Genomic DNA, 24,020 nt, shown 5'->3' with positions numbered 1-24,020 from the left:
ACTAATTGTGTTAATAAAAATTCGTTCAATATTTGCCCTGTTCAGAATTGCTTTGCAGGGTACAGAAAAAAATTTCACATCAGGAAATGTAAACAGGGCCACCTTTTTGTTGTCAGTTCCTACCATGCTGGAACTTAGTATGGAATCCTTATTCGTATTGGTAGACCTTCTTTTTGTAAGCAGTCTTGGCGAAAATGCCATTACCGTCGTAGGAATTACCAATTCTGTAATTATTCTTATTCAATCTGTAGCAATGGGTTTGAGCATTGCAGCAACAGCACTGATTTCAAGAAGAATAGGAGAGCAAAAGCACCGTGATGCCGGACAAACTGCAATGCAGGTTATTTATTTAGGAATTTTCCTTTCTGTAATATGCAGTTCTCTGGCAGTGGTTTTCAGTCAGGATATTATGCATTTTGCCGGAGGATCGGATGATTTGGTAAATTATGGAAATGTATTTTCTAAAACCATGTTCGCAGGGTTGATTTTTATGATTATGCGAATTATGATTAATGGCGTTTTTCGGGGTTCCGGGGATGCCTCGATGGCGATGCGGACACTAGCATTTTCTAATGTTTTAAATGGGGTACTGTGTGCGGTACTGATTTTTGGCCTGGGGCCATTTCCTAAGCTGGGTTTATTGGGAGCAGCCGTAGCGATGGTTATTGCAAATATTTCAAGTGTAGCGTATCAGTTGTGGTACCTTTTTAAAAAAAATACCAGAATTAGTATAGGAAGGCAGGAATTGTTAATGGTTCCTGCCTTAATGAAACGTATCTTAAAACTGGCTACCGCAGGAATGATTCAAAACCTGGTGCCCTCTTCGAGCAGATTTTTAATGATTGTGATTGTTGCAAAACTGGGCGAAAATGTATTGGCAGGTTATATCATCGCCAATCGCATCATCATGTTTAGTGTCTTGCCGGCATACGGAATTGCAAATGCTGCCGGAGTACTAACCGGACAGAACCTGGGGGCAAAACAGCCGGAAAGGGCAGAAGCTTCTGTATGGAAAACAGGAGTATTTAATATGTGTTTCCTTGGATTGATTGCTATCTTCCTGTTGTTTTATGCCGGATCTCTGGCCAGCTTTTTCACACACGAAGACGAAATTCTGTTCTATGCATCCACTTATCTGCAGTACATGGCAATTGCTTACTTTTTCTTTGGTTATACGATGGTAATTTCCCGCTCGTTAAATGCAGCCGGAAATGTCAATACAGTAACGATGCTTTACATTCTAATGTTTTTTATCATTCAGCTTCCCTTGTCGTATCTGCTTGGAATTTATTATGAATGGGGACCAAAAGGCATATTTACAGCAATCCTGATTTCAGAGATTGTATTAGCAACCAGCTGTATCCTTGTTTTCAGAACCGGAAAATGGAAAACGGTTGAGTTGTAAAAAACTGATTTAATTTTTAATAACAATAAATTTTTATACTTAAAATAATTATGAATAATTTACATAAACTAAAACAAGCTTTTTCAGAGGGGCTTTCTATTTCTATTGATGATGTACATGAAGATTTAAGTTATCTGGAAATTGTAGAATGGGACTCTATGTCACATTTATTTCTGGTAAAAGAGATCGAAAATTCTTTTGATATCGTAGTTGAAACCGAAGATATTCTTGAGATGAACAGTTTTAAAAATATCAAAGAAGTTCTGGGGAAGTTTCAAATTGCTTTTTAAACAATCGATATGTCAGAAACAAAACAACTTTACGAATTAATACTCGGTAATAAAAACTTGCTTTATATAGATTCTGTAAAAGACAAAGCCAATTCAGTTTTGGATTTCCATGAATCTTTGGATATTATCGGTGGAGGAGGACTGGCTTTTCTTTATCTGGACAATCAGATTCAGTCGGTTGAATTGCTCTTAAATTTCATAAGATCAGACTTTACCATTGCATTGCTTAGCCCGTCTTTGAATGTCATTCATAAAGAATATCTCGAAAAGCATTATAACCCCTATTATATTTATGATGCAACCCGGATAAAAATTGATGCCTATTCGGCTAAAGCATTAGGGGCAGCCCATACTTGTTTTGTTCAGGACAAGGCAGTGAAAACTGTGGTAAATCCTTCAATCAAATTGTTGCTCAGTACTTCCGGAAGTACAGGTTCACCAAAATTTGTGAAATTGTCAGAACAAAATATAGTAAGCAATGCCTTGTCTATCCTGGATTACCTGCCGGTTAAAAATTTCGATGTCTGCCCGTTAAACCTGCCTTTGTTTTATTCTTATGGATTCTCGGTATTTACTACTAATTCTATATCTGGAGGTACGATAGTATGTTCTGATACAACCATTATGCAAAAGGAATTTTGGGAAGAATGGGAGCGATATCAATATACCTCTTTGGCTGGTGTACCCTATGTATATGAAATGCTGCAACGAATTGGTTTTTTGAAAAAAGAATATCCTTCTTTGCGATACTTAAGTCAGGCAGGTGGCAGACTGAATCCGTCAGCATTAATTGAGTTTGGAAATTATGCTTTAAAAAATGACCTTTCCTTTTATACGATGTATGGGCAAACAGAAGCTACGGCAAGAATGTCCTATTTAGAACCTCAATATCTCATTGAGAAAGCAGGTTCGATTGGGAAACCCATTAAGGATGGAAAAATGGAAGTTGATCCGGCCTCCGGAGAACTTTTGTATTCTGGTCCAAACGTATCGGGCGGTTATGCAACTGTAAAAGAAGATTTATTGGAGTATTCTCCTTTAAAAGTGTTGCATACAGGAGACATTGCCAAAAAAGATAAAGATGGATTTTTTTACATCACCGGAAGAAGTCAGCGCTTTATAAAGCTTTTTGGCACAAGGATCAGTTTAGATGAAATTGAGCAGATCCTGCAGAATAATTTTGCCGGAACTAAGTTTCTTTGTCTGGGTGAAGATGATAAAATCCTGATTGTAGCATATTTATATGATGATCTTAATGAATTTGAAATCAAAAAGATACTTTCTGAACAAGTTAAGCTTCATCCGACAACTATAAAAGTGAAGAAAATAAATGAGCTGCCTTTATCTCAAAATGGTAAGATTGATTACAAAGAGGTAAAAGAAATGGTAGCATTTTAAGTACTACTTTACTATTATAAACAAGTAAAAGGGGAAATAAAGAATTGTTATTCTTTTTTCCCCTTTGTTATTTGTCGATGCTCTTTATCGGCACGGAAAAAATTTCTGCGGTATAGTTGTTATTAATGAGCTATTTATGGTCTTAAAGATTGTTGCCACCTGATTAAATATATTTGCGTACTCTCAATAGCAATAGTAAAACTCCTAAAATCACAAGAATATACCATCTCTTATAAATTTCAGGCGAATCTTTCGCCAATTTAGTATTACTATTACTGGCATAAAAACCGCCAACTATCAACATAATTGGTACCAACAGACGAAAATTTTCATTTAATTTCATATTTATAAGTTAAAATAAACAATACAATGATAACAAAATAAATAGTATTATTAGAATTCGAATGGTCAGCGTTACTTTTTTATGTGCGTTACAAACGCTATGATTTATCTTTTAATTTTTTAGGTAGCCGATACAATCGGACACAGGAGTATAAATAAACGTGCGCTAGTTGAAGTTATTATTACGTTGATATATCCGATTCATCTGGTGTTTGGGGAATTACAATTTCTGTCTTTTCATCGTAAGAATTCAACATTGTGATAAAATCTTTTTCATCTAATAAAATGATTTCGTCCCAGCCAAAACAAAATCCAAATATAAATTCATTGTTTGTATTTAAAAATTTTGAACCAAATTGATATGTTGATTGCAAATAATTATAAATAGTAGTGATCTTTTGAGTATTCATTATTTCACTTATTTCTAATAATTGAATTTCTACACTTTTTAGATCATAATCCCCTAAAATTATAAGCTCTTCTATTGAAGATAATTGGTAAACTTTTATATCGTAATCAATTAAAATTTGAACTAATGAGTTGTCAATTAATTTTAAGACCAATGAATCTGAAAGGCTATAGGAAAATTTGTTTTCACAAATAGAAATATTGTAAATGTTTATTACTGTTTTATTGTTTAAAAAATCTAAATTATAGCCTTTCATTAAAATTTAATTGTTTAGTTATTGGAATAGGGGTAGTAAAAGTAAAGCAGGTACTATCTAAACCCATAATTCACTTTTTTTACCATTCGGAAATTAAAGTTTAACCGATATTTTGCTGCCTTTATAAGAAACACTCTTAACGATCTCAGCAGGAGTATCACCATAGCCCTGATTTTTATTGGCAATCACAATTTTGAACTTACGAGATTTAATCATACCAGGAAAATTACCTTCTCTGTTTTCTATAGTAAGGGTTTTTGATGCATCACTCCATTTGAATTTGATAGTAGAATAAAAGTTCTTTTCATAATTGTAATTGTCATTTTCATCTTCGTATAATACAAATTCCCCATCTGCTCCGGGATAAATACGTATTTCAAGATTGTCCCATTTTTTTTGGGTTGCATACTGAACCTTGGGACCAAAAGGCACAATAGAACCCGATTTAATATATAGCGGAATTTTATCTACCTCAGTTTCGGTTGAAACGGTTTGTCCTCCGGTTAAGTATTCATTGGTCCAGAAGTTGTACCAGTTGCTTCCCGCAGGAAGATATACAGGCCATTTTCTTGACTTATATTGGGTAACAGGAGCGACAAGAATAGAACGCCCGAAGAGGTATTCGTTGCCAATATCGTGTGTTTTTACATCTGAGGCAAAATCCATAACGAGTGGACGCATAAATGTTCCGTTGTTGTGACTGACATCCCATGATGTGCTGTAGATATAAGGTAAGAGGCTGTAACGTAAATTAATTGCCTTTTCCTGTGCATCGAAACACCACGTACCACGATCTCCAAAATTCCATATTTCGCGCGGAAGATCGGTTCCATGAGAACGCATCATTGAGCAAAACGCTCCAAACTGCATCCAGCGAACATAGAGTTCCTGAAACTCCGGGTTTTTATTGCCTCCATCTTTTTTCCAATGACCGGCAAAAAAACCGCCAATATCACTATTCCAGTTTGGAATACCCATTAAAGTATAGTTTAACGCGGCGGGAATTTGTTTCTGCAGCATTTCCCATGAAGAAACTACATCGCCACTCCAGGTATTAGAACCATAAAACTGCTGTCCGATAAATCCTGAACGTGTAAGGATAACGACCCTTTTTTCTAGATTTGTTTTACGTTGATTAAGAGCAATTCCTTTATTATGCATAAGACTGTAGGCATTCTTTACACTGCGGTAAGAACCCAGATGTGTTGGCAGAAGATAATCTGAATCTTTCCTGTCGATGTGGTCTGGTTCTGTTGAATCGAGCCACCAGCCATCATTTTCAATAAAGCTAAAAATACCTTTGTTCAGGTAACGCCAGTAAATATCTAAGGCTTCAGGATTGTACACATCATAAGGACGTGCACCGCTTTTTGGAGGCCATGTATCAAAGTTGATAATCATTTTTTTACTGTCTAATTCTTTACGCTGCTCTGTTTTAGGGCCAAATCCGGGCCAGGTAACGATCAGTAATTTTGCATTTAGCTTGTGAATTTCATTTGCCCATTGCTTAGGATTAGGAAACCTCTCCTTATCAAAACTTTGCGAATTCCATAAACTGTCACTTTTGTTATATTCGGGCCAGTAACGCCAGTCCTGAATAACCACATCCAGAGGGATTTGAAGCTCGCGGTACTTCTTTAATACATTCAGGCTTTCGTCTTGTGTGTGATACCGTTCTTTACTTTGAAAAAAACCATAGGCCCATAAAGGAAGCATAGGCGCTTTGCCTGTTAAATCACGAACTTGTGCAATAACACCGTCTGCATTTTTTCCATACATAAAATAATAGTCGGAGCAATGTCCTAATCCTTCAAAAGAAAGTTCCTGTGGATTGTCATTAAACTTTGAAATGGAGTAATTATCCCAAAAAACGGCATATCCTTTCAAAGACATAAAATATGGAGAATAGGTTGACATGTTTTCATTCTGCATATTATGCGAAGAGTTTCGGCGGTTGAATTTATTATCCATGATTTGTCCAACTCCGTATACTGCTTCGTCTTTGTCCAGCAAAAATCCTTCTTTAACGGTATACGATGGTGTTCCGGCATCATCCAGAGGCGAAAACTGTGTTCCGTAATCTTTATCTTTAAGAAGCAGTTTTCCCGAAGTATCATAAAAAGAAATTCCTCCGCTTTCAGTATTAATCTGAACCTTAAGATTATTACTTTCTAATAGCGTAATTTCTCCTTTTTCATTAAACTTTACGGGTACATTTTCAGGAAGTTTTACAACAGAAAGGCTTTTTTTGTTATAAGGAATCCCACTTGGACTTTTATAAACCCTAACAATATTATTAGAATAAAATTCGATCTGGATTTCCATACCTTGTGAAGTAAATTTTACTCCCTGCGTGGTTTTCTCTATAGCTTGTGCATTAACACCTGCTATTATAAAATAGAGGAAAAATGTTACTATTAAACGATTAGATTTAAAATTAAAAAAATTCATTGGCTTTAATATTTTGGTTTTCTATATGTCCAAAATTACTTTTACCCCCGTAAAAACGACAACAGCCATGTTGAAATAAACAGTAATCAGGTTGATTTGTTTATCTTTTCGGCATATTCTGATGGCCTGCAACCATACATCTCCTGAAAACATTTACTCATATAACTGGGACTGCTGAATCCTACTTTTTCTGTAATTTCTGAAATACTGAGTTCTCCTTCAAGAAGTAAAACTGCAGCTTTCTGAAGACGTACATTTCTAATAAACATAGACGGCGGCTTATCTAAAAGCGCGATTAATTTACGGTAAAGTCCAGTGCGGTCCATACAAAGGTCCCGGCTTAGATCTTCTACGGAATAATTAGCAGTACTCAGATTCTTTTCAACCTGTTCTAAAGCTTTTGTTAAGAATATTTCATCAGCTTTGTTTTCATTTTTTTGAAGTGAAGGCTGAAATACATTTGTCTGAGCAAGATAAGTGTCTTTTTCAGCTTCAAGATAATTACACTGGTCAATAAGGTTTTTTATTCGCACCAGAAGCAGATCTTCTCTGTAGTTTTGTTCCAGTTTCTTTCGGGTATTCGCAATATAAATGTAAATTCCTGTACCAATAAATGCTGTCAAAAATAAAGTGAATAAAATGTAGGCAGAAGTAGTTCTCCACCATGGCGCATGAATGGTAATTTCTAATTCTGAAACAGGACTCCATTGTCCACGGCTTCCGGCTGCCATTACCTTAAGTATATATCTACCGTGTGGAAGATTGGTGTAAGCGGTTTTGAGTTTACTGCCTGTACCGGTATTTTCATTTTGCCTGCCCGCTGAGGTTTCCCGCCAGTCATTATCGATACCCACAAGTTGGTAACGGTAGCGTGTTTGCGAGGGGTTTTTATAATTTAGGGCAGAAAACTCAAAAGTCAGGAAGTTCTGCTCATAAGAAAGTTCAATCTTTTTAGTATTCGGAGCAGTCTGTTCTAAAATAATACGGTCATCATATTTAACTCCTGTTTCAACCTTCTCTCCACGAAGAAACAGATTTGTAAAAACGGGACGAAAGAGGAGTTTTTCATCCACTTCATTGTCTGTTCTTAATGTATTAAAACCATTAATTCCGCCAAAATACAAAGTTCCGTCAGTTGCCTGAAAAGCTGCATCATCTGAATATTCTCCTTGTAAAGTTCCTTCACGGGAGGTGAAAATTGTAAAACTAATTTTCCTGCTTACAGCATCTATCTGCAGTTTTGTTATGCCTGAACTGGTCGTTAACCATATATTTTTGTTTTGGTCCTCCAAAAGAGCATGGACAAAATTATTAGACAAACCATCCTGGGTATAAAACAGTTTTTCTTTTTTCTTGTTTGGAATAAAAAGTTTTAATCCGTCTTGTGTTCCCGTCCATTTCCAGCCCCGCACATCATAAAGCGGTCTGTGCACATTGCCGTAGTAAGTTTTATCCTGATTGAATTTTTTTAATACTTCTTTCGGAAGCGAAACAGAAGGAACAAGAACTACCTTATTTTCTACGGAATGGTATTGATAAAACACATCGCCGCATCGAATGTAGATATTTCCTTTCTGATCCTCAGCAAATGATTCAACGGTTATGTCTTTTGGATGCTTTGGCTCAAAGTAGAAGCGTCCTATCAAATTGAATTTGTATCTGGAAGGATGATAATAAAGAAGTCCCTGATTAAAAGTACCCAGCCAAAGACCTCCTTGTCTGTCATAAAACACAGTGCTTATTTCGGTATTAATGATGCTTCCATCCACTTTTTTTAATGTAGGGATGTATTGTTTTTCTCCGGTTAGGTTATTAATGATCCAGATTCCTGTTTTGCAACTGATGTAAGCTTTATGATCAACGGTAATTGCTAATGTATTAAGAGTATAGCTGGTTTCCAGTATTTTTTTCCAACTGCATTTTTGGATATCAAAAAAGAAAAAACCGCCTTTAATTCCGTTTCGTAATTGATAAAAACCTTTGCTTCCTTCAACTACCATCGAGGTATTCTTAAAATTAGCATGCTCTGCCGGGGAGTATGCGGTACTGCTGTAGCGTTTTCTTTTTGTTTTCAGATCATAACACACTACTGCTCCGGTACTGTAAAAGAGGTATAAGTTATTCTTAACGGAAGCCAAATCTTGTAAATTGCCATCATTGGCTCCTGTGTCTATAAAATAATCGGAATTATTTTTATAAAGTTTGTTCCTGCTCAGTAGCCATAGCCTGCTGTCTGAATCTACGAAAAGATTTTCGACAGGTTTTTTTAATCCTTTATTTTTAAAATAAGATCCCGGGTTCGGGACATATTTTTCAGTATACAGGTCTAAACACATCAATTTGTGAGTGTCTTTAATCCATAGAAGTGAATCCCTGTCTTTATAAATTCTGTAAAACCCATCGTAACCTTTTAGAGGAAAAACATGAGCAGCGGTCTGGTGTATATATTTAAAATTTTCTCCATCGTAGAGGTTTAAATTACCGCTGGTTTTAAAAACCATTCTTCCGTCAGAAAGCTGTAATATATAACGAATTTGATTATCACTTAGTCCTTCTAAAACGTTAATTGGCGAAAACACAAAATTACCGGACTGGGCACCGGCAACATGTATTGCTAACAGAATGATTGTAATTATTCGGGATAACGGATTCATTTTGTAATAATATCAAATAATTTTCAGTTTTTCTTCCTTACGAACTGAAAAAAAGTTTTTGGTTACCAAATTTTCTTAAATTTGTAATGCCGAAAATTGCTGAAAACTGCAATTTTAAGGTTTTTAAATTGTACAGAAGTTCTTTTATTTATTGGTCTTAACCGCTACTCAGATTACTATCCTTTTGGAATGATCGTGCCTTCTCGTCATGGGAAGTCTGAAACGTATCGTTATGGGTTCCAGGGGCAGGAGAAGGATGATGAGTTGAAAGGTGAGGGTAATAGCTTGAACTATACTTTTAGGATGCATGACCCGAGGGTGGGAAGGTTTTTTGCAACTGATCCGCTTGAGGCTAAATATACTTACTTAACACCATATCAATTTAGTTCTAATCAACCTATTCATGCTAATGAATTAGAAGGTTTAGAGAGTAGTAAAGAATTCGCCCCGAGTTTTTCTGCTCCTATTGCTAATCAAAATCCTAGAGCGCAAGCTGAAACTGTAAGTACATTACAACCTCGTGGTTACGTAGGGCCATCTTTAAATTCAACGCTTAATTATACGAATAGAATAGATATTGCATCTATTAATCCAGAAGTAAATGGTTTTAAAATGAGCAATCCTTCTGCACAGACTACACAAGTACAACATGCATTAGGAGAGTTTTATGATCAAGCAGGCAAATTTTCCACAAAGACAAACAGTTCTTTTATATCTACTTCAGAAAGATTTTTTGGTGGGAAATCATTTAAAGGTTTTGGTAATCAATTTTGGATTGATATGAATATTATAGCTAAGGAGGGTATTGGTTATACTTCAAATATGGAATTGCAGACATTAGTAACAAATAGCTTAGATGAATATCCTCGTGGGAGTAAATGGCTCAATGGGGATGTTCCGCTAAATAAAGAAGGTTTATTTACGGGTAATGTTCCAGCAAGTGCAGTTAGCGGTAGAGGAACTATGATTTTAAGAGGTCTTGGGACCGGTTTTAAATTTGTTGGAGTTGTAACAACAGCTTATGATGTAGGGAAAGCAGTTGATAAAAGTATTGCGATAAAATTATACAAACCTGCTGTAGATGAGAGTATTAGACAAGGAGGTTCTTGGGGTGGAGCTGCTTATTTAGGGCCTGCAGCTGCTGCTCTTTTCTCATTGACTGGACCTGGTGCTGTTGCAGCTGGAGTTGTAGGAGGAATTGTGGGGGGAATTGTAGGGGGAATTGGGGGCTATTTTGTTGCTGATTTTGTTGCTGATGAAATTGATAAAAATTAAATTTTTATGATAAAGAGAATTATAAAAAAAATAATTTATTTAAAACAATTAGTTGATTCCAATTATGGTGTTTATTATGGTTGGGAAGTGATTTATAATAATAAATTAATAGTCGAATTAAATTTTACATTCACAAGGTGTAGAAAAATGCATTTGTACGAATTGAAAATCTTAAATAATGAGTTTCTATATGATATAAGTTTAAAGGAAATAATTGAGTCTGGAGCTATCTTTAGAAATAAATATTTTAAATCAATACAACTAGTACCCGAGGTTGATTTCTATCTTACCTATTATCCTAATTTTAATTTAATTGGGGCAGAATATTTATTTATTGATTTTAAAAAAGATATTAAATACAATAAATTTTATGAAATAATTTTTGGTTTGTTATTTTTTTATCAAGAGTTAAAAGGACATAAGATTATAGAGCAAAATGAACATTGTAATGAGATGTAAATCCGAGAATTGGTAGTTTTTTTGCAAGAGATCCTTTATCACATGAATATCCTTGGTACACGCCTTATGCGTTCAGTGGTAATAGGGTTCTAGATATGGTTGAACTTGAGGGATTAGAGCCTAAAAAGAAATCATTTTGGGCAGGTTTTGGCGAATCAGTATTAAAAGGATTAATACAAACTGTAAACCAGATGGCGCTGATATATCAAACCAGATAGCTCAGATGTGACCCGATTGCGGAAATGTTTTCGTGTCCTCAACGATGGAGACACAAACAATTAAAAAAAATCCAGATAGCTTAGAAATGTTTTCCCTCATCACAACGATAGAAACGAAATATTAGAACTCCAAATCAGATGGTGACCATGAAAAAAAGTATTATGTTTTGCATTGTCAGCATGGACGATTTGTTGTTCTCTTGATATCAATTTTACTATAAATATTATCGGTTCAACTCAAACTTCAAGTTTCAAACAAAAGGATCGTTTATCAACAATTATTGCTTTCCAAAATAATTTAGATTATTCAGAAGAATCGCACCGAAGGGATAGGGATGGGGAAGCTTCAGTAGGAATTAATTTTTGTGATACAATTTAAAATAAAAAAGCTCCAGATTTCTCTGAAGCTTTGTGTAGTAGCCCGTAGCGGAATCGAACCGCTCTTACATGGATGAAAACCATGCGTCCTAACCGATAGACGAACGGGCCTGTTTTGCTAATGCGGGTGCAAAAATACAATGAAATTTAAAATAGACCAAATGATTTTTTAAAGTTATTGTTTTAATTGTTCTCAAAATATCATATTTAAAAATAATCAATCGTAAATGAGTTACGTTTTTTAAGGTGTATTTATTTGATTGATAATTGATTGTTTTATATAAAAAAAGAGTTAACAAAGTCTTTTTATTAAATAATGATTTTTTAATAAATTTTAAAACTATTTTAAAAATTATTGTTTTGAAAGAATATTCTTTTATGTTTTCTATTGCTTTTTTAGATTTTTATAATCTGCTTAACATAAAATGGCATGCTTTGCCTCAAATTACAAAAAAGTAATTGCCTTTTAATTGAATAAAAACAGCAATAATATCACAACTAAATTATTGTCTAAGCCTTGTCTAATTTTCTTCCTGGATTATAATAATCTTCAGCTAATGCTACGGTTTTGTCTTTTATAGCATTTTTGTGTATATAATCATATGGTTGAGTTATGAATTAAAAAAAACTACAATTTTTTTAGGGTTGTAGTTTTAATGTTTTGTATCTTATCGTTGTGGGCACGGAAAAAATTTCCGCGCTATAGTTGCGAACTATTTTATTCTAAATTATTATTTGATAATTTGAAGATAATTGTTTAAAATCTTTTAAAATAGCTAATCGTCATAAACTGTTTTATTGAAATTTATAGTAGTCCTAATTTTTTAGCTTTCCCTACAAGATCTTTATCGCTGCCTTTTCCTTTTAAAAGCTGATCTTTTATGTTAGCTTTTCTTTTTTCTATAGCACTCATTGAAAGTGGAATATACTTAGGAAGATTAATAGTTTTAACTCCTTTAGAAATTAAGATTAAGATTTCATTATCATGGATATCCCAATTTATATTTTTTTTAAATAATTCTCTTTGAGATTCTATTATAGTATGACTTTGAAATATCTCTCCATTAATAATTTTTTGGCAATTTGATGAAAATGATTGAGAATCAAAATCGCTTTTAGAAAAGAATCCTTCTGGATTTATCTTTTTTATGATTTGATTTATAGTTACCGGATCATTGTGCATTGTGAGTATTATTATCTTACAATTTGTGAATTTTTCTCTTATGAGTACTGCTAAATCTACGCCACTATCAATATTACAATCTTTATATGGAGGAAGCCTAATATCTAATAAAGCCAAATTAATATTTACTTGTCGTTTTAGACTTAAAAAAATTTTGTTATATGCATCTTCACAATTATAACTTTTTATAAAATTTGGTTTTTTTTTTAGAAAGCCACTTTCAGTTAATAGGTTTATATAGCCGTCAACAATCATAGGATGATCATCAACAATTAAAATCTCATAATACATATTTTATCAGTAATTTTCTGTCAATGCCCAAATCTACTGTTTTTTTAAAACATCTTTTTTTTTACGATATTTTTTTTGTTTTAAAAGAGCAGATATAACAAACTAATTCAAAAACAATTGTTTTTTAACTAAATGATAAAATTATTAAACCTATCTCTTGCAAAAGTATGAACTTTCTTTATTGACTTATTTTTTTAGGATTTAATAAAAATTACAATAATTATTAGCCTCATCACAACAGTAAAAATAAAAACCGTAAATTTTATCTGAAAACTCCGTAATTTTTATAGTAATGCTACTGTTATTTTCGTACAAATTAGTTGAATTTACCATTGAAAGTTTAATGTTTTAACACTTAGAAGAACTATTGTTATATAGTTTGTTTGGATATCAGTATACAATTTTTGAAAGCTGAAACAAAACATTTGCCTTGTATTATTAAAAGATAAAATCTCAAGAAAAACATTGCGGTTCAAAAACAATGGCAAATTAATGAACTGAGTTGAATTATTTTAGGACAATTGAAAAACAAAAGAAATTTCAATTAAAAAACTATAATAGCAGTTTGTAGTAATATTCTATTATAAAAGTATAATAATAAATAATTTAAGTACTTGATAGCAAATAAATTAAGAAAATAACAAAAAACGATTGTGGATATAAAATTTACCTTACCGCAGCAGGATATATATATTGATCAGCTTATACATCCTAATGAACCAATATACAATATTGGGGGCAAAATTGAAATCAAGGGAAATCTAAATATTGAAATATTTAATAAAGCCTACACCGAGCTTATTAAACAGCACGATGCTATGAGAATTATTATAGCTGGAGATCCAGAAAATGTAACCAATACAATATTAGATGAAAATACTTCTAAATTAGGATTGGTTGATTTTTCTCATTCTAAAAATCCACTTGAAGAAGCTACCTTGTATATACAAAAGGAATTTATAAAACCTTTTGCTTTATTTGATGGAAATCCTTTGCACGTTTTTACTTTAGTTAAAGTAACAGATAATTACCATTATTTATTATCGATTTATCATCATATAATAATCGATGGATGGGGGATCTCTTTAATGTTCAGTAGATTAGTTCAGAATTATAATGAGATTTTCGAGTTTGGAAATATTAGAACAGTATATCCTTTTAGCTATAATTGTTTCATAGAAGACGATGCCTTATATCAAAATTCCAATTCATTTTCTGAAGATAGATTATATTGGATACAAAAGTTTCAGTTTTTACCTGAAAATTTGCTTGAAAAAATAGATGACACTATAAAAATTAATAAAAGTAGTCGCAAAGAATTGATTATTAAAAGAGAGGTTTATAATCAATTAAATAGTTTAGCACTAGAATATAAATGTTCTACTTTTAATTTAATTCTGGGGATTTTATATACTTATTTTGGAAGAAAACATCAAAATAATGATTTTGCAATTGGCTTACCTGTTTTAAATAGAAGTAAATCCAAATTTAAGAAAACTGTTGGTCTCTTTATGGGGATTTCTCCTTTAAGAATTGCTTTTGATTTTGATTATTCTTTAAAAGATTTAATCACCAATATTAAAAATCAATTAAGAGATGATTATCGTCATCAAAGATTTCCCTTAGGTAAACTAATTCAAGACCTTGGAGCTTTTACTGAAAAACAGAGATTATTTAATATTACACTTTCTTATGAAAAGCATAATTATGCTGCTAATTTTCAAAATACCCAAACAAAGGTAATCCCTTTAACTCATGGATCAGAGCAGGTAGCTTTGGCGATCTATATTAGAGAATTTGATGAATCAGAAGATGTGAAAATTGACTTTGATTACAATCTTAATTATTTCGATGCTTTAAGAATATCAGAAACTATTAATCATTTTGAAAATTTAATTAACATTATTTTAGTTTCCCCGAATAAAAAGTTAAAAGAATTTGATTATTTAACTAAATCTGAAAGAGAGCGACTGCTGACTACATTTAACGATACATATGTAGACTATCCGAAAGAAAAAACTTTAATAGATTTATTCGAGGAACAAGCAGAGAAAACCCCATTAAAAGAAGCTGTAAAAGATGATTTTCAGTCCTATTCCTATTTTGAAATAAACAAGTTGTCAAACCAAATAGGGCAATATCTTATTACAATTTATGGCGAAAAGGATATATCACCAATTGCGGTTTTATTAGGGAGATCTGCTAATATGATAGCGGTTCTATTGGGAATATTAAAATCAGGCAGATCCTATATTCCATTGGATCCTACATTTCCAAATGAACGATTGAGTTATATTATTAATAATAGCAGGAGTAAAATTATTATAAGTGAAAAAAAGTATGAATTAGATGGAGTTGAAGATTTAGAAATAGTAGCGTTAGAAAATATTTTAGCAGGAATTAATGCATTTGACGATCGTAGGTCTAAGACTATATTACCTAAAGATACAGCCTATATTATATATACATCAGGTTCAACTGGAAATCCCAAAGGCGTTGAAATACGCCATCAATCCTTGCTCAATTTTTTGACAAGTATCCAAAAAAAACCAGGAATCAAAACAGGTGATATATTTTTTTCGGTGACAACTTATTCATTTGACATTTCAATTTTAGAGTTTTTTACGCCATTATTGTCAGGAGCAACTTTATATATTGCTAATCAGGAAATTTTAGCAGATCCGAACACTATTATTCTAAAATTAAAGGAGATACAACCAACTTTAATTCAAGCAACACCAAGTTTTTATCAAATGTTGTTTAATGCTGGCTGGCTGGGAGATAAAGGATTAAAAATATTATGTGGCGGCGATTTATTAAGTGAAGCATTAGCTGTAAAGTTAATTGATTATAATTTAGAAGTATGGAACATGTATGGACCGACAGAAACTACAATTTGGTCCAGCATAAAAAAAATAGAACATCCAAAAGATGCGTCGAACATAGGGAAGCCAATTGACAATACACAGTTTTATATACTGGATTCATTTTTAAGCCCGAAGCCAATTGGTACATCTGGAGCGATTTATATTGCAGGGGATGGTTTGGCGAGTGGATACTATAAAAATGAGACATTAACCAAAGAAAAATTTATCAAAAATCCATTTAATGAAACTGTTTTGCTTTATGAAACTGGCGATGTTGGAAAATGGAATGATGATGGTGAAATTAAGTTTTTGGGCAGAAATGATAATCAAGTTAAGATTAGAGGGTATAGAATAGAGCTAGGTGATATTGAGAGTGTTATATTGCAATTTTCAAAAACTTTAAAAGAAGTAGTTGTAGAAGCAAAGAAAGTTAACCAAGAAAAAGTATTGGTTGCTTATCTGATAGCAACTTCAGATATAAATGAATTGGGATTAAGAAATTTCCTTGTAAAAAAATTACCAGGATATATGATTCCAAATTTTTATGTAAAGCTAGACTCTCTTCCCTTAACCCCTAATGGAAAAATAAATCGAAAAAAGTTACCGGAGATTGAAAGTAAAGATATTCTTAAAAATGAGTATGTAAAGCCAAGAAATGAAATAGAATATCATTTAATTAAGATCTGGCAGGAAGTATTATTTATAGAAAGGATAGGAACAGCAGACAGTTTTTTTGAATTAGGAGGACATAGTCTCAAGGCTTCGGTTATAATCCATCGGATTTTAGTCGAATTGAAAATAGTTGTTAAACTAGTTGATTTTTTTAATAATCCTACCATAAAATCATTAACCAATTTTATTTTATTAAATAATATGACTAATGATTTGGTACTTTCAACAAGTAGTAAAATGGATATTTCTGATTTAGCAACACCTCCACAAATGCGAATGTATTTTCTGCAGAATTTGGATCAGAAATCAACGGCATATAATATGCCTGTGTTTTATAATGTAAAAGGGCAAATCAATTTTGAAAAATTTAAAAAGTCACTTGAAAAAACTATTAATCAGCATGAAATTTTGAGAACTTATTTTATTATTGAGGATACAATTTTAAAACAATTTTCAACATCTTTTTCCAATGTAAATATTGAGTACTATAGCATTTTTGATGATGAGTCTGAAAATAAAATACTTGGTTCTTTTATCAAGCCCTTTAATTTAAATGAATACCCATTATTTAGAGTTGCAATTGTCAATAAAGGGGATAATAATTATCTTATTCTGTTAGATTTTCATCATATTTTGATTGATATTATTTCTGCTGAAATAATATTTGAAGATTTTATTTCACATTATACAGAAGAGAAAACAATTAAATCAGCAGTTACATATAAAGATGCAATTAAAGAGGTGTTTTTTCTGGAGCATAATAAAGAGAGGCTTTTTTGGAAGAAATACTTAAAAGAATATCAAAGAAAAGAGTTTCCGCTGGATTATAAACGAGAATCAAAAGGCAGATTTAATGGAAAAAAATATGAGCTTGATTTAGAAAATGAAATTATAGGAGAAATTAAAAGAAAATCAGCTGAACTGGATGTTTCACTATTTCAAATACTAATTTCAATGATTTCTATTTGGATGTCAAAAATTCAAAAAACGGACGAAATTTTCTTAGGCATACCTGTTTCAGGCAGGGATAAAATACCTGAAAAAAGAGTAGCAGGATTGTTTGTTAATACTTTGCCATTAAAAATAAGTGTGAATGCTTGTAATTCAGTTGCAGAACAAATAAAGAATGTAAAAAATAATGTACTAACAGTTTTAGAACATCAGAATTTACAATTTGATGAAATTCTGGATGAAATTAAATATAAAAGGGAATTAAACAGAAACCCAATTTTTGATGTATTGGTTTCGTATCAAAATTGTAATAATTCTAATATTGAGAAAAGATTTGAAACAGAAATTAAAAGGATAGATACAGAGAATAACTCATCAATTTTAGATTTATCTATTTCAGTTATTGAAAATAAAGATTCTATAAAACTGGCTTTTGAATATAATGATTTTTTATTAAAATTAACTACAGTTGAATGTTTATCAAATGATCTAATCCATGTCATAAATGAGTCATGCAAGAATCCAAAACTTTTAATTTCTGACATTACTGTTGGTGAGTATAATAATAAAGATAATGTCACTCCTCAAAAAACCGAAAGAAATAAATCAAAACCAAAAAATGCAGATGACAGAGAAAATAACATTGAGAATGAAAGTTTGCAGTTAATTTGGAGTAAGATTTTAGGCGGTATAAATTTTAATGATAATGATGATTTTTTTGATATTGGAGGAGATTCATTGAAGGCATTAATACTATTAAACCGGGTTAATAAAGTTTTTAATGTAGATATAAACTTAAATACATTTATTGAGAGCCCAACATTTGAAGCTTTGTCCGATATGGTAAATAGTAGTAAAAAGAATGAAACTACAGAGTCTTTATATTCTCCTATTTACAACTTTAGAAATAATAATAATAACAATAAGCTTTTTTTAGTTCACGATGTTTCCGGAGATACAAATGCATACAATAGTCTTGTGCCATACTTATCTTCTGATTTTGATGCATATGGGATTAATTTTTATGAGAAACCAAAAAAATATCCAACAAATATTACTGTAGAAAAAATTGCCAAAAAGTATGTAGATGCAATACTTGCTATGGTTAGCGACAGTAATAATATTTACATTGCCGGATGGAGTGCTGGAGCAATTATAGCATTTGAAATTACCAGACAATTAGAAAAGATAAATAGGAATGTAGCAAAATTAATTTTAATTGATGGAGGGCTTTCAAATATAAAAGAAGAAAAAAAATTCACAAAAGAAGCTGAAACTAAATGGATCGAAAATCATCTAATGATGAATGATTTTGAGAATGATTTAATGGTTTCATATATGAATTTGGAAGAGATGTGGTTATATTTTATTAACAATTTAAAAATTAAGAATGATGTTTTGGGCGTCGTTAAAAATAAATTGAAATTAAAAATGTCAGGTCTCCCTTTTATTGATATTAATGAAGATTTAGACACTTTATTTTCAAAAATTAATTTGATGAGAACAATTAATTTATCAGTTGATAATTATAAAAACGACAAGAAAATTAATACAGAAACAATCATTGTAAAAGGTTCAAATTCTGATATTGATATTAATATTAAAAAATGGTATACAATCATTGATAAAATAAAATTTGATGAGATTGAAGCTGATCACTTTTCTATTTTGAAACATAAAGACATGATTAAATTAATTAAAAAAATATAATGGAAGCAATTTCAACAGGAACATTTGACACTGAAACTTTTGTAAAAGGAAAAGGAGCATGGTTATATGATAAACAAAATAAAGCATATTTTGATGGTACGTCTGGAAGTGGTGCGGTTAGTTTAGGACACCAACATCCTTATGTTACCAGAGCAATTATATCACAAGCCGGTAAATTATCTCACACAGGATGTAAATTGGGGTCAGATATTAGAGAGAAATTGGCTCAAAAGATAGTTAGTATGTGTCATTATCAGGATGGAGCGGCATTGTTTACGGTAACTGGAAGTGAAGCTGTTGAAGCAGCATTAAAAGTTGCAAGAGCATATACGGGAAGAAAAACTATTGTACACTGCAAATATGCATATCATGGTAAAACATCTGGATCATTATCCTTAACATGGAGAGAGAGTTTTAAAAAGTATTCTAATTTAAAAAATAATAATTATTTAAGTATCGATTTGCCGGATGCAGATGCTAATGATGAAGAACAAAAATCTCATATAAAAAATATCAATGAACAGTTTACAAAGCTTTCATTAAAAAATGATTGCCCTGCTGCTATTGTTATTGAACCTATACGTGTTACAGAAGGATTATTGTCTCTTAATAAACAATTTTTAGAGGATTTAATTAATACAGCTCATGCATTTAATTGTATAGTCATTTTTGATGAAATATATATTGGACTAGGAAGGTGCGGACAACTTTTTTATGCAGATCACCTGATTGCTAAGCCAGACCTTATTCTGATTGGAAAAACATTGGGAAATGGAATGCCTATATCTTTAATCGTAGGAGAAAAAAAAATAATTAATTCTCTTCCTAATGGTATTCAAACTTCAACATATTCCGGAAACCCTATTTGCTGTGCAGCTGCATATGCTAGCCTGGAAGTTATTGAAAAAGAACGTTTATGGGAAAAAGCTCAGGTTTTAGAAACCGAATTTTATGAGTTTTTATCAAAAGCAGCCCGAAAATATAAATTCATGTCAAATATTAGAGCTCATGGAGCATTATTTTCATTTACATGTGTAACTCATGATGGTAATCCATTTCCTGTATTGGCAAGCCAATTTAAAAAGAATGCATTAGATAAGGGGTTAATCCTTTTTTCAGGTGGATTTAATGAGAGTATTGTGAAATTAGCACCACCAGTATTGATGACTTTGAGAGAAAAAAGTCAGTTCAAATATTTAATAAAAGAAACATTGAGAAGTATTAATGTAATAATATCAGATATAGAAAATGGCATTTAGCAAATTAAACGATGAAATTTTAAAAAAAGATTTATGTACTGGGTGTGGAGCGTGTGATTTAGTATGTCCTAAAGACTACATAAAATTTAATGAGGTGTTTGCTGAACCTATTACTAGTAATATAGAGAATTTAAATTGTGGAGATTGCAATTTGTGCTATGATGTTTGCCCTGGTTTTGATGCTAAAACCGCTGAAAATGAAAAAATAATATTTGGAAGAGTAAGAAAAGATGAAGAAAGATGGTTAGGTATTACAGAAAAACTTTATGGAGGAAAATCGAATGATCCTGAAGTTTTTAACCGTTCATCTAGTGGAGGATGTGTTACTACCTTTTTACAGGCTGCTACGAAAAGATATCAGATAGATTATATTTTGGTAATGGGGAGAGATGAGATTAAGCCTTGGCGTTCTGCGCCTATTTTGGTTCAGGATGCCAGTAAGTTACTAAATTATTGTCAATCCACATATCAGCTATCACCATATCTTGGTAAATTAAAAAAAATTTACAGAGATCATCCTGAAAAAAATATTGCAATTGTAGGGTTGGCTTGTCATATTCAGGCCATAAGAAAATTGCAGCAAATTAAAGGGGAAATAGGGGAATGGGCCAAAAATAAAATTAAGTTTTTAATTGAAACGGCTTGTTCTTCGAACACTACATATGCAGGTACAGAAGAAATAATTAAAGAAATAGCTGGTTTAGAATTAGAAGATGTGAAAAGTATACATTATAGAGAAGGAAAATATCCTGGAAATATTGTAATACAAACATTATCTGATGACACTTATGAAGTTCCTTTTTGGAAGGCTCTTCATTGTTTTAAGAAGAATAAGACACACAGATGTTTATCATGTGCTGATTGGATGTCAGGGCTTTCAGATGTTAGTGTATCAGATGGAGATCCTAATATCTTTAAATCAAGTTTAGGATTGGATGATATAGAAAAACATGGACGTGTATTTATAAGAACTAAAATAGGAATTGAATTGGCTAATTACGCTGTTGATAATGATTTTATAACATTATGGGAAATTAATTTTGGTGATATTAATAAGAACCTTGGATTAGAAAGAAAGAAAAATAGAAGAATCTTTTATGAACAGGGAAATAGTCCCATTCCGTTAGCTCCGATTTTAAATTTCAAGGAAAATTCTGAGTACATAACAGATGAAGAACTCATCAAAATACCGATACAATTCAAAAATTAAATAAAAAGAATGGAAATAATTATCAATAACTTTTTAAATTCTTATGATGATTCTGATATAAGAGAGATATTACCATCAGATAAATCAATTTCACAAAGAGCACTTCTAATTGCATCCTTACAAGAAGAACCTGTAATTATAAAAAAGCTTAATTATAGTAATTCGATATTACCATTGTTAGAAGCTCTGAAAAAACTTGATGTCCCTTTTGAAAAGAAAAATAACGAAATTATAGTAGGAAAATTAAAAAAGAAAGAAACAACAGAGGTTCCGTATTTAAACTTAGGTTCTTCAAGTGCAGCTGCACGTTTTTTAATTGGAGTTTTAGTCGGATTGGAGATCAGTGCAGTAATTGATGGGGATAATACTTTAAGATCCAGACCAATGGATTGGCTAATAGAACCATTAATTGAATTAGGAGCTAATATTGAATATTTGGAACAAGAAGGAAAGCTACCTATTAAAATTATTCCTTCTAAAATTCGTTCTGGTTCTGTAAAAATAAAAATAGGAAGTGCACAAGCAGTTTCGGGAGTACTTTTTGCGGCTTATGCGGCAAAAATTGATGTTGATATAGAAAGACCTGTTATTTCCAGAGACCATACTGAACGCTTGCTCTCATATATAGGAAATATTATTACGGTTCATGAAAATAAAAGTTTGTCTTTTCGGTATAATAAAAACAACAAATATAATGAACACACTATTCCCGTTGATCCTTCAGGAATAGCTTATTTGATAGCAGCACATGTTTTGCAACAAAGGAAAACAAATCTTCATATTAAAGGAGTGTGTCTAAACTCAACCAGGATTGGATTTATTGAATTGCTTAAAAAATCAGGAGCAAAAATAGAGTTTGAAAATGTAAAAGAATATAAGGGTGAGCCTATTGGCGATATAGTAGTGCTTCCTTCTATTATACAAAAACCACTTTATTTAGATGATTCTTATCTTTTTCATTCTATGATCGATGAAGTTCCTTTAGCCATTTCATTATCATTATTTATAAATGGAGTATCTGAGTTTAAAAATTTAGATGAATTAATTTTTAAAGAAACTGATAGAATTGAAACGACTATTAAAATGTTAGAGAGCTATGGAGCTTCCGTACAACGCAATAATAATTCTATAAAAGTTTTTGGAAAACAAAAGTTAATTGCAGGATCTATTCCAAGTTTTTATGACCATAGAATTGCAATGTCGGCTGTTGTAGTAGGAACATCTTTAAAAGATGAATCAAGAATCTTGGAGTCAGAATGTATCAATACTTCGTTTCCAAATTTTACTCTTACCATGTTAAAGTTGGGTTATAAAATAGAAGAAGAATGAGAAAGGTAGTCGTAGAAGGAAAACTAGGGGTAAAAATAATTGAAACTAAAGAACCGATTTGTAAAGAAGGGCAGTTAAAGATTAAGAATGCCATTACTCTAATTAGCCCTGGAACTGAAATTCATTATATCAATTTATGTACAAGTAACAATACGAATTTGTCTTTAGGATATTGTGCCTCAGGGTATGTTACTGAAATAGGAAAGGGTGTAGCGGAATTTTCGGTAGGTGATAGAGTTGTAGCTATGGGATGGAACTATGCAACACATAGTGAGGTAATATGTGTTCCCTACAAATTATGCGTAAAAATACCAGATAATTTATCTTTTGAAAATGCAGTTTTTGCTAATTTAAACGCTACCGCTTTACATGCTATAGATAGGGCAAACATATTAATGCAAGATAATATTTTAATAATAGGATCTGGATTGGTAGGACAATTAATTGCTCAATCATGTAAGCTAATTACTTCTGATGTTACTATAATGGATTATTCATTGGAGAGATTGGAAGCGGCTTCTTATTTCGGAATTAATACACTGCATCTTACTGAAAAAGAATTTTCATTAAAAGGAGATTATAAAAAATTCACTAAAATTTTTCTTTGCTTCAGTGGTGAGATTTCAAATAAAATATTTGCAGAATATATTAAGACCATGAATAGCTTTGGGAATGGTGTTCATAGAAGTTCTATTACTATCGTTGGAAGATTTAATTCAGATATTTTTTTTTCAGTAGACATGGGAAATATAGATATCAAATATGCAGCTAGATGTGGAGAAGGTTATCGGAATGACGATTATGCCCATGGTAATACTGAAATAAAAGTAGTTCCAGGTGAACATACTGTAACAGAAAATTTATTAAGAAGTATAAAAACAATATCAGATGGTAAAATTAAATTAAAAAAATTAATTAGCGGTGTCTATTCTTTTGACCATGCCAGCGAAGTATATAAATTAATCGCAGACTCAAAAAGCTCATTAGGAATTCTCTTTAAATATGAATAATAT

The 24,020-nt window shown here is 31.8% G+C and carries 15 protein-coding genes and 1 tRNA gene; 11 read left to right on the top strand and 5 right to left on the bottom strand.

All coding sequences use genetic code 11. The features are described from left to right. Window positions 1-7 precede the first annotated feature (7 nt). The 3 genes from FLACHUCJ7_RS18880 to FLACHUCJ7_RS18870 are packed head-to-tail and all read left to right on the top strand — an operon-like array spanning window position 8 to window position 3,093. Window positions 8-1,405: an MATE family efflux transporter gene (locus tag FLACHUCJ7_RS18880; RefSeq protein WP_230408870.1), complete on the top strand. Its 1,398-nt coding sequence runs from the start codon at window positions 8-10 to the stop codon at window positions 1,403-1,405. Between the two features lie 50 nt (window positions 1,406-1,455). Beyond that, window positions 1,456-1,695 carry an acyl carrier protein gene (locus FLACHUCJ7_RS18875; protein ID WP_031453251.1) on the top strand — a complete coding sequence of 80 codons (240 nt, stop codon included), beginning with the start codon at window positions 1,456-1,458 and terminating at the stop codon, window positions 1,693-1,695. Window positions 1,696-1,704: 9 nt separating this feature from the next. After that, the gene (locus tag FLACHUCJ7_RS18870) at window positions 1,705-3,093 is read left to right on the top strand and encodes an AMP-binding protein (protein WP_180910023.1); all 1,389 of its coding nucleotides are present in this window, start codon (window positions 1,705-1,707) and stop codon (window positions 3,091-3,093) included. Window positions 3,094-3,617: 524 nt separating this feature from the next. Here FLACHUCJ7_RS18870 and FLACHUCJ7_RS18865 read toward each other — a convergent pair. The 3 genes from FLACHUCJ7_RS18865 to FLACHUCJ7_RS18855 all read right to left on the bottom strand — a co-directional run bounded on the left by FLACHUCJ7_RS18865 (window position 3,618) and on the right by FLACHUCJ7_RS18855 (window position 9,205). Next, complete coding sequence (locus tag FLACHUCJ7_RS18865) at window positions 3,618-4,100, bottom strand: hypothetical protein (RefSeq protein ID WP_031453264.1); 483 nt, start codon at window positions 4,098-4,100, stop codon at window positions 3,618-3,620. A 93-nt stretch (window positions 4,101-4,193) separates the two neighbouring features. Continuing rightward, window positions 4,194-6,551 carry a glycoside hydrolase family 31 protein gene (locus FLACHUCJ7_RS18860; protein ID WP_180910022.1) on the bottom strand — a complete coding sequence of 786 codons (2,358 nt, stop codon included), beginning with the start codon at window positions 6,549-6,551 and terminating at the stop codon, window positions 4,194-4,196. Between the two features lie 86 nt (window positions 6,552-6,637). Continuing rightward, window positions 6,638-9,205 carry a helix-turn-helix domain-containing protein gene (locus tag FLACHUCJ7_RS18855; protein ID WP_180910021.1) on the bottom strand — a complete coding sequence of 856 codons (2,568 nt, stop codon included), beginning with the start codon at window positions 9,203-9,205 and terminating at the stop codon, window positions 6,638-6,640. A 96-nt stretch (window positions 9,206-9,301) separates the two neighbouring features. Between FLACHUCJ7_RS18855 and FLACHUCJ7_RS18850 the strand changes: the two genes are divergently transcribed. The 3 genes from FLACHUCJ7_RS18850 to FLACHUCJ7_RS25560 all read left to right on the top strand — a co-directional run bounded on the left by FLACHUCJ7_RS18850 (window position 9,302) and on the right by FLACHUCJ7_RS25560 (window position 11,157). Further along, window positions 9,302-10,480, top strand: a complete 1,179-nt coding sequence (locus FLACHUCJ7_RS18850) for an RHS repeat domain-containing protein (RefSeq protein ID WP_180910020.1) — start codon at window positions 9,302-9,304, stop codon at window positions 10,478-10,480. Between the two features lie 6 nt (window positions 10,481-10,486). Further along, the gene (locus FLACHUCJ7_RS18845; protein WP_180910019.1) at window positions 10,487-10,939 is read left to right on the top strand and encodes a hypothetical protein; all 453 of its coding nucleotides are present in this window, start codon (window positions 10,487-10,489) and stop codon (window positions 10,937-10,939) included. Window positions 10,940-11,034: 95 nt separating this feature from the next. Then, window positions 11,035-11,157: a hypothetical protein gene (locus FLACHUCJ7_RS25560; RefSeq protein ID WP_262891031.1), complete on the top strand. Its 123-nt coding sequence runs from the start codon at window positions 11,035-11,037 to the stop codon at window positions 11,155-11,157. Between the two features lie 417 nt (window positions 11,158-11,574). Here the strand turns inward: FLACHUCJ7_RS25560 and FLACHUCJ7_RS18840 are convergent. Then, a tRNA-Glu gene (locus FLACHUCJ7_RS18840) sits at window positions 11,575-11,646 on the bottom strand. Window positions 11,647-12,340: 694 nt separating this feature from the next. Beyond that, window positions 12,341-13,009 (bottom strand): response regulator, encoded by a 669-nt coding sequence (locus FLACHUCJ7_RS18835; RefSeq protein ID WP_180910018.1) that lies wholly within the window; start codon window positions 13,007-13,009, stop codon window positions 12,341-12,343. A 653-nt stretch (window positions 13,010-13,662) separates the two neighbouring features. Between FLACHUCJ7_RS18835 and FLACHUCJ7_RS18830 the strand changes: the two genes are divergently transcribed. The 5 genes from FLACHUCJ7_RS18830 to FLACHUCJ7_RS18810 are packed head-to-tail and all read left to right on the top strand — an operon-like array spanning window position 13,663 to window position 24,017. Continuing rightward, a complete protein-coding gene (locus tag FLACHUCJ7_RS18830; protein WP_180910017.1) occupies window positions 13,663-19,209 on the top strand; it encodes a non-ribosomal peptide synthetase in 5,547 nt (1,848 codons plus the stop codon). Beyond that, on the top strand, window positions 19,209-20,468 hold the full coding sequence (locus FLACHUCJ7_RS18825) for a class-III pyridoxal-phosphate-dependent aminotransferase (RefSeq protein WP_180910016.1): 1,260 nt from the start codon (window positions 19,209-19,211) through the stop codon (window positions 20,466-20,468). The genes FLACHUCJ7_RS18830 and FLACHUCJ7_RS18825 overlap by 1 nt, the downstream gene beginning before the upstream one ends. Further along, on the top strand, window positions 20,458-21,678 hold the full coding sequence (locus tag FLACHUCJ7_RS18820; protein WP_180910015.1) for a Coenzyme F420 hydrogenase/dehydrogenase, beta subunit C-terminal domain: 1,221 nt from the start codon (window positions 20,458-20,460) through the stop codon (window positions 21,676-21,678). The genes FLACHUCJ7_RS18825 and FLACHUCJ7_RS18820 overlap by 11 nt, the downstream gene beginning before the upstream one ends. A 9-nt stretch (window positions 21,679-21,687) precedes the next feature. Then, the gene (locus FLACHUCJ7_RS18815) at window positions 21,688-23,007 is read left to right on the top strand and encodes a 3-phosphoshikimate 1-carboxyvinyltransferase (RefSeq protein WP_180910014.1); all 1,320 of its coding nucleotides are present in this window, start codon (window positions 21,688-21,690) and stop codon (window positions 23,005-23,007) included. Then, complete coding sequence (locus FLACHUCJ7_RS18810) at window positions 23,004-24,017, top strand: zinc-dependent alcohol dehydrogenase (protein ID WP_180910013.1); 1,014 nt, start codon at window positions 23,004-23,006, stop codon at window positions 24,015-24,017. The genes FLACHUCJ7_RS18815 and FLACHUCJ7_RS18810 overlap by 4 nt, the downstream gene beginning before the upstream one ends. Window positions 24,018-24,020: the final 3 nt, after the last annotated feature.

Source organism: Flavobacterium salmonis, assembly GCF_903819435.1.
GTDB classification, from domain to species: Bacteria; Bacteroidota; Bacteroidia; order Flavobacteriales; family Flavobacteriaceae; genus Flavobacterium; species Flavobacterium chungangense.
This window is presented reverse-complemented; position numbering and strand designations above follow the sequence as displayed.

What these genes read in the sequence shown, in the direction of transcription:
- FLACHUCJ7_RS18870 (WP_180910023.1), top strand. Translation starts at nt 1,705, where the DNA reads ATGTCAGAAACAAAACAACTTTACGAATTAATACTCGGTAATAAAAAC.
- FLACHUCJ7_RS18815 (WP_180910014.1), top strand. Translation starts at nt 21,688, where the DNA reads ATGGAAATAATTATCAATAACTTTTTAAATTCTTATGATGATTCTGAT.
- FLACHUCJ7_RS18865 (WP_031453264.1), bottom strand. Translation starts at nt 4,100, where the DNA reads ATGAAAGGCTATAATTTAGATTTTTTAAACAATAAAACAGTAATAAAC.
- FLACHUCJ7_RS18875 (WP_031453251.1), top strand. Translation starts at nt 1,456, where the DNA reads ATGAATAATTTACATAAACTAAAACAAGCTTTTTCAGAGGGGCTTTCT.
- FLACHUCJ7_RS25560 (WP_262891031.1), top strand. Translation starts at nt 11,035, where the DNA reads ATGGTTGAACTTGAGGGATTAGAGCCTAAAAAGAAATCATTTTGGGCA.
- FLACHUCJ7_RS18860 (WP_180910022.1), bottom strand. Translation starts at nt 6,551, where the DNA reads ATGAATTTTTTTAATTTTAAATCTAATCGTTTAATAGTAACATTTTTC.
- FLACHUCJ7_RS18825 (WP_180910016.1), top strand. Translation starts at nt 19,209, where the DNA reads ATGGAAGCAATTTCAACAGGAACATTTGACACTGAAACTTTTGTAAAA.
- FLACHUCJ7_RS18835 (WP_180910018.1), bottom strand. Translation starts at nt 13,009, where the DNA reads ATGTATTATGAGATTTTAATTGTTGATGATCATCCTATGATTGTTGAC.
- FLACHUCJ7_RS18845 (WP_180910019.1), top strand. Translation starts at nt 10,487, where the DNA reads ATGATAAAGAGAATTATAAAAAAAATAATTTATTTAAAACAATTAGTT.
- FLACHUCJ7_RS18855 (WP_180910021.1), bottom strand. Translation starts at nt 9,205, where the DNA reads ATGAATCCGTTATCCCGAATAATTACAATCATTCTGTTAGCAATACAT.
- FLACHUCJ7_RS18810 (WP_180910013.1), top strand. Translation starts at nt 23,004, where the DNA reads ATGAGAAAGGTAGTCGTAGAAGGAAAACTAGGGGTAAAAATAATTGAA.
- FLACHUCJ7_RS18820 (WP_180910015.1), top strand. Translation starts at nt 20,458, where the DNA reads ATGGCATTTAGCAAATTAAACGATGAAATTTTAAAAAAAGATTTATGT.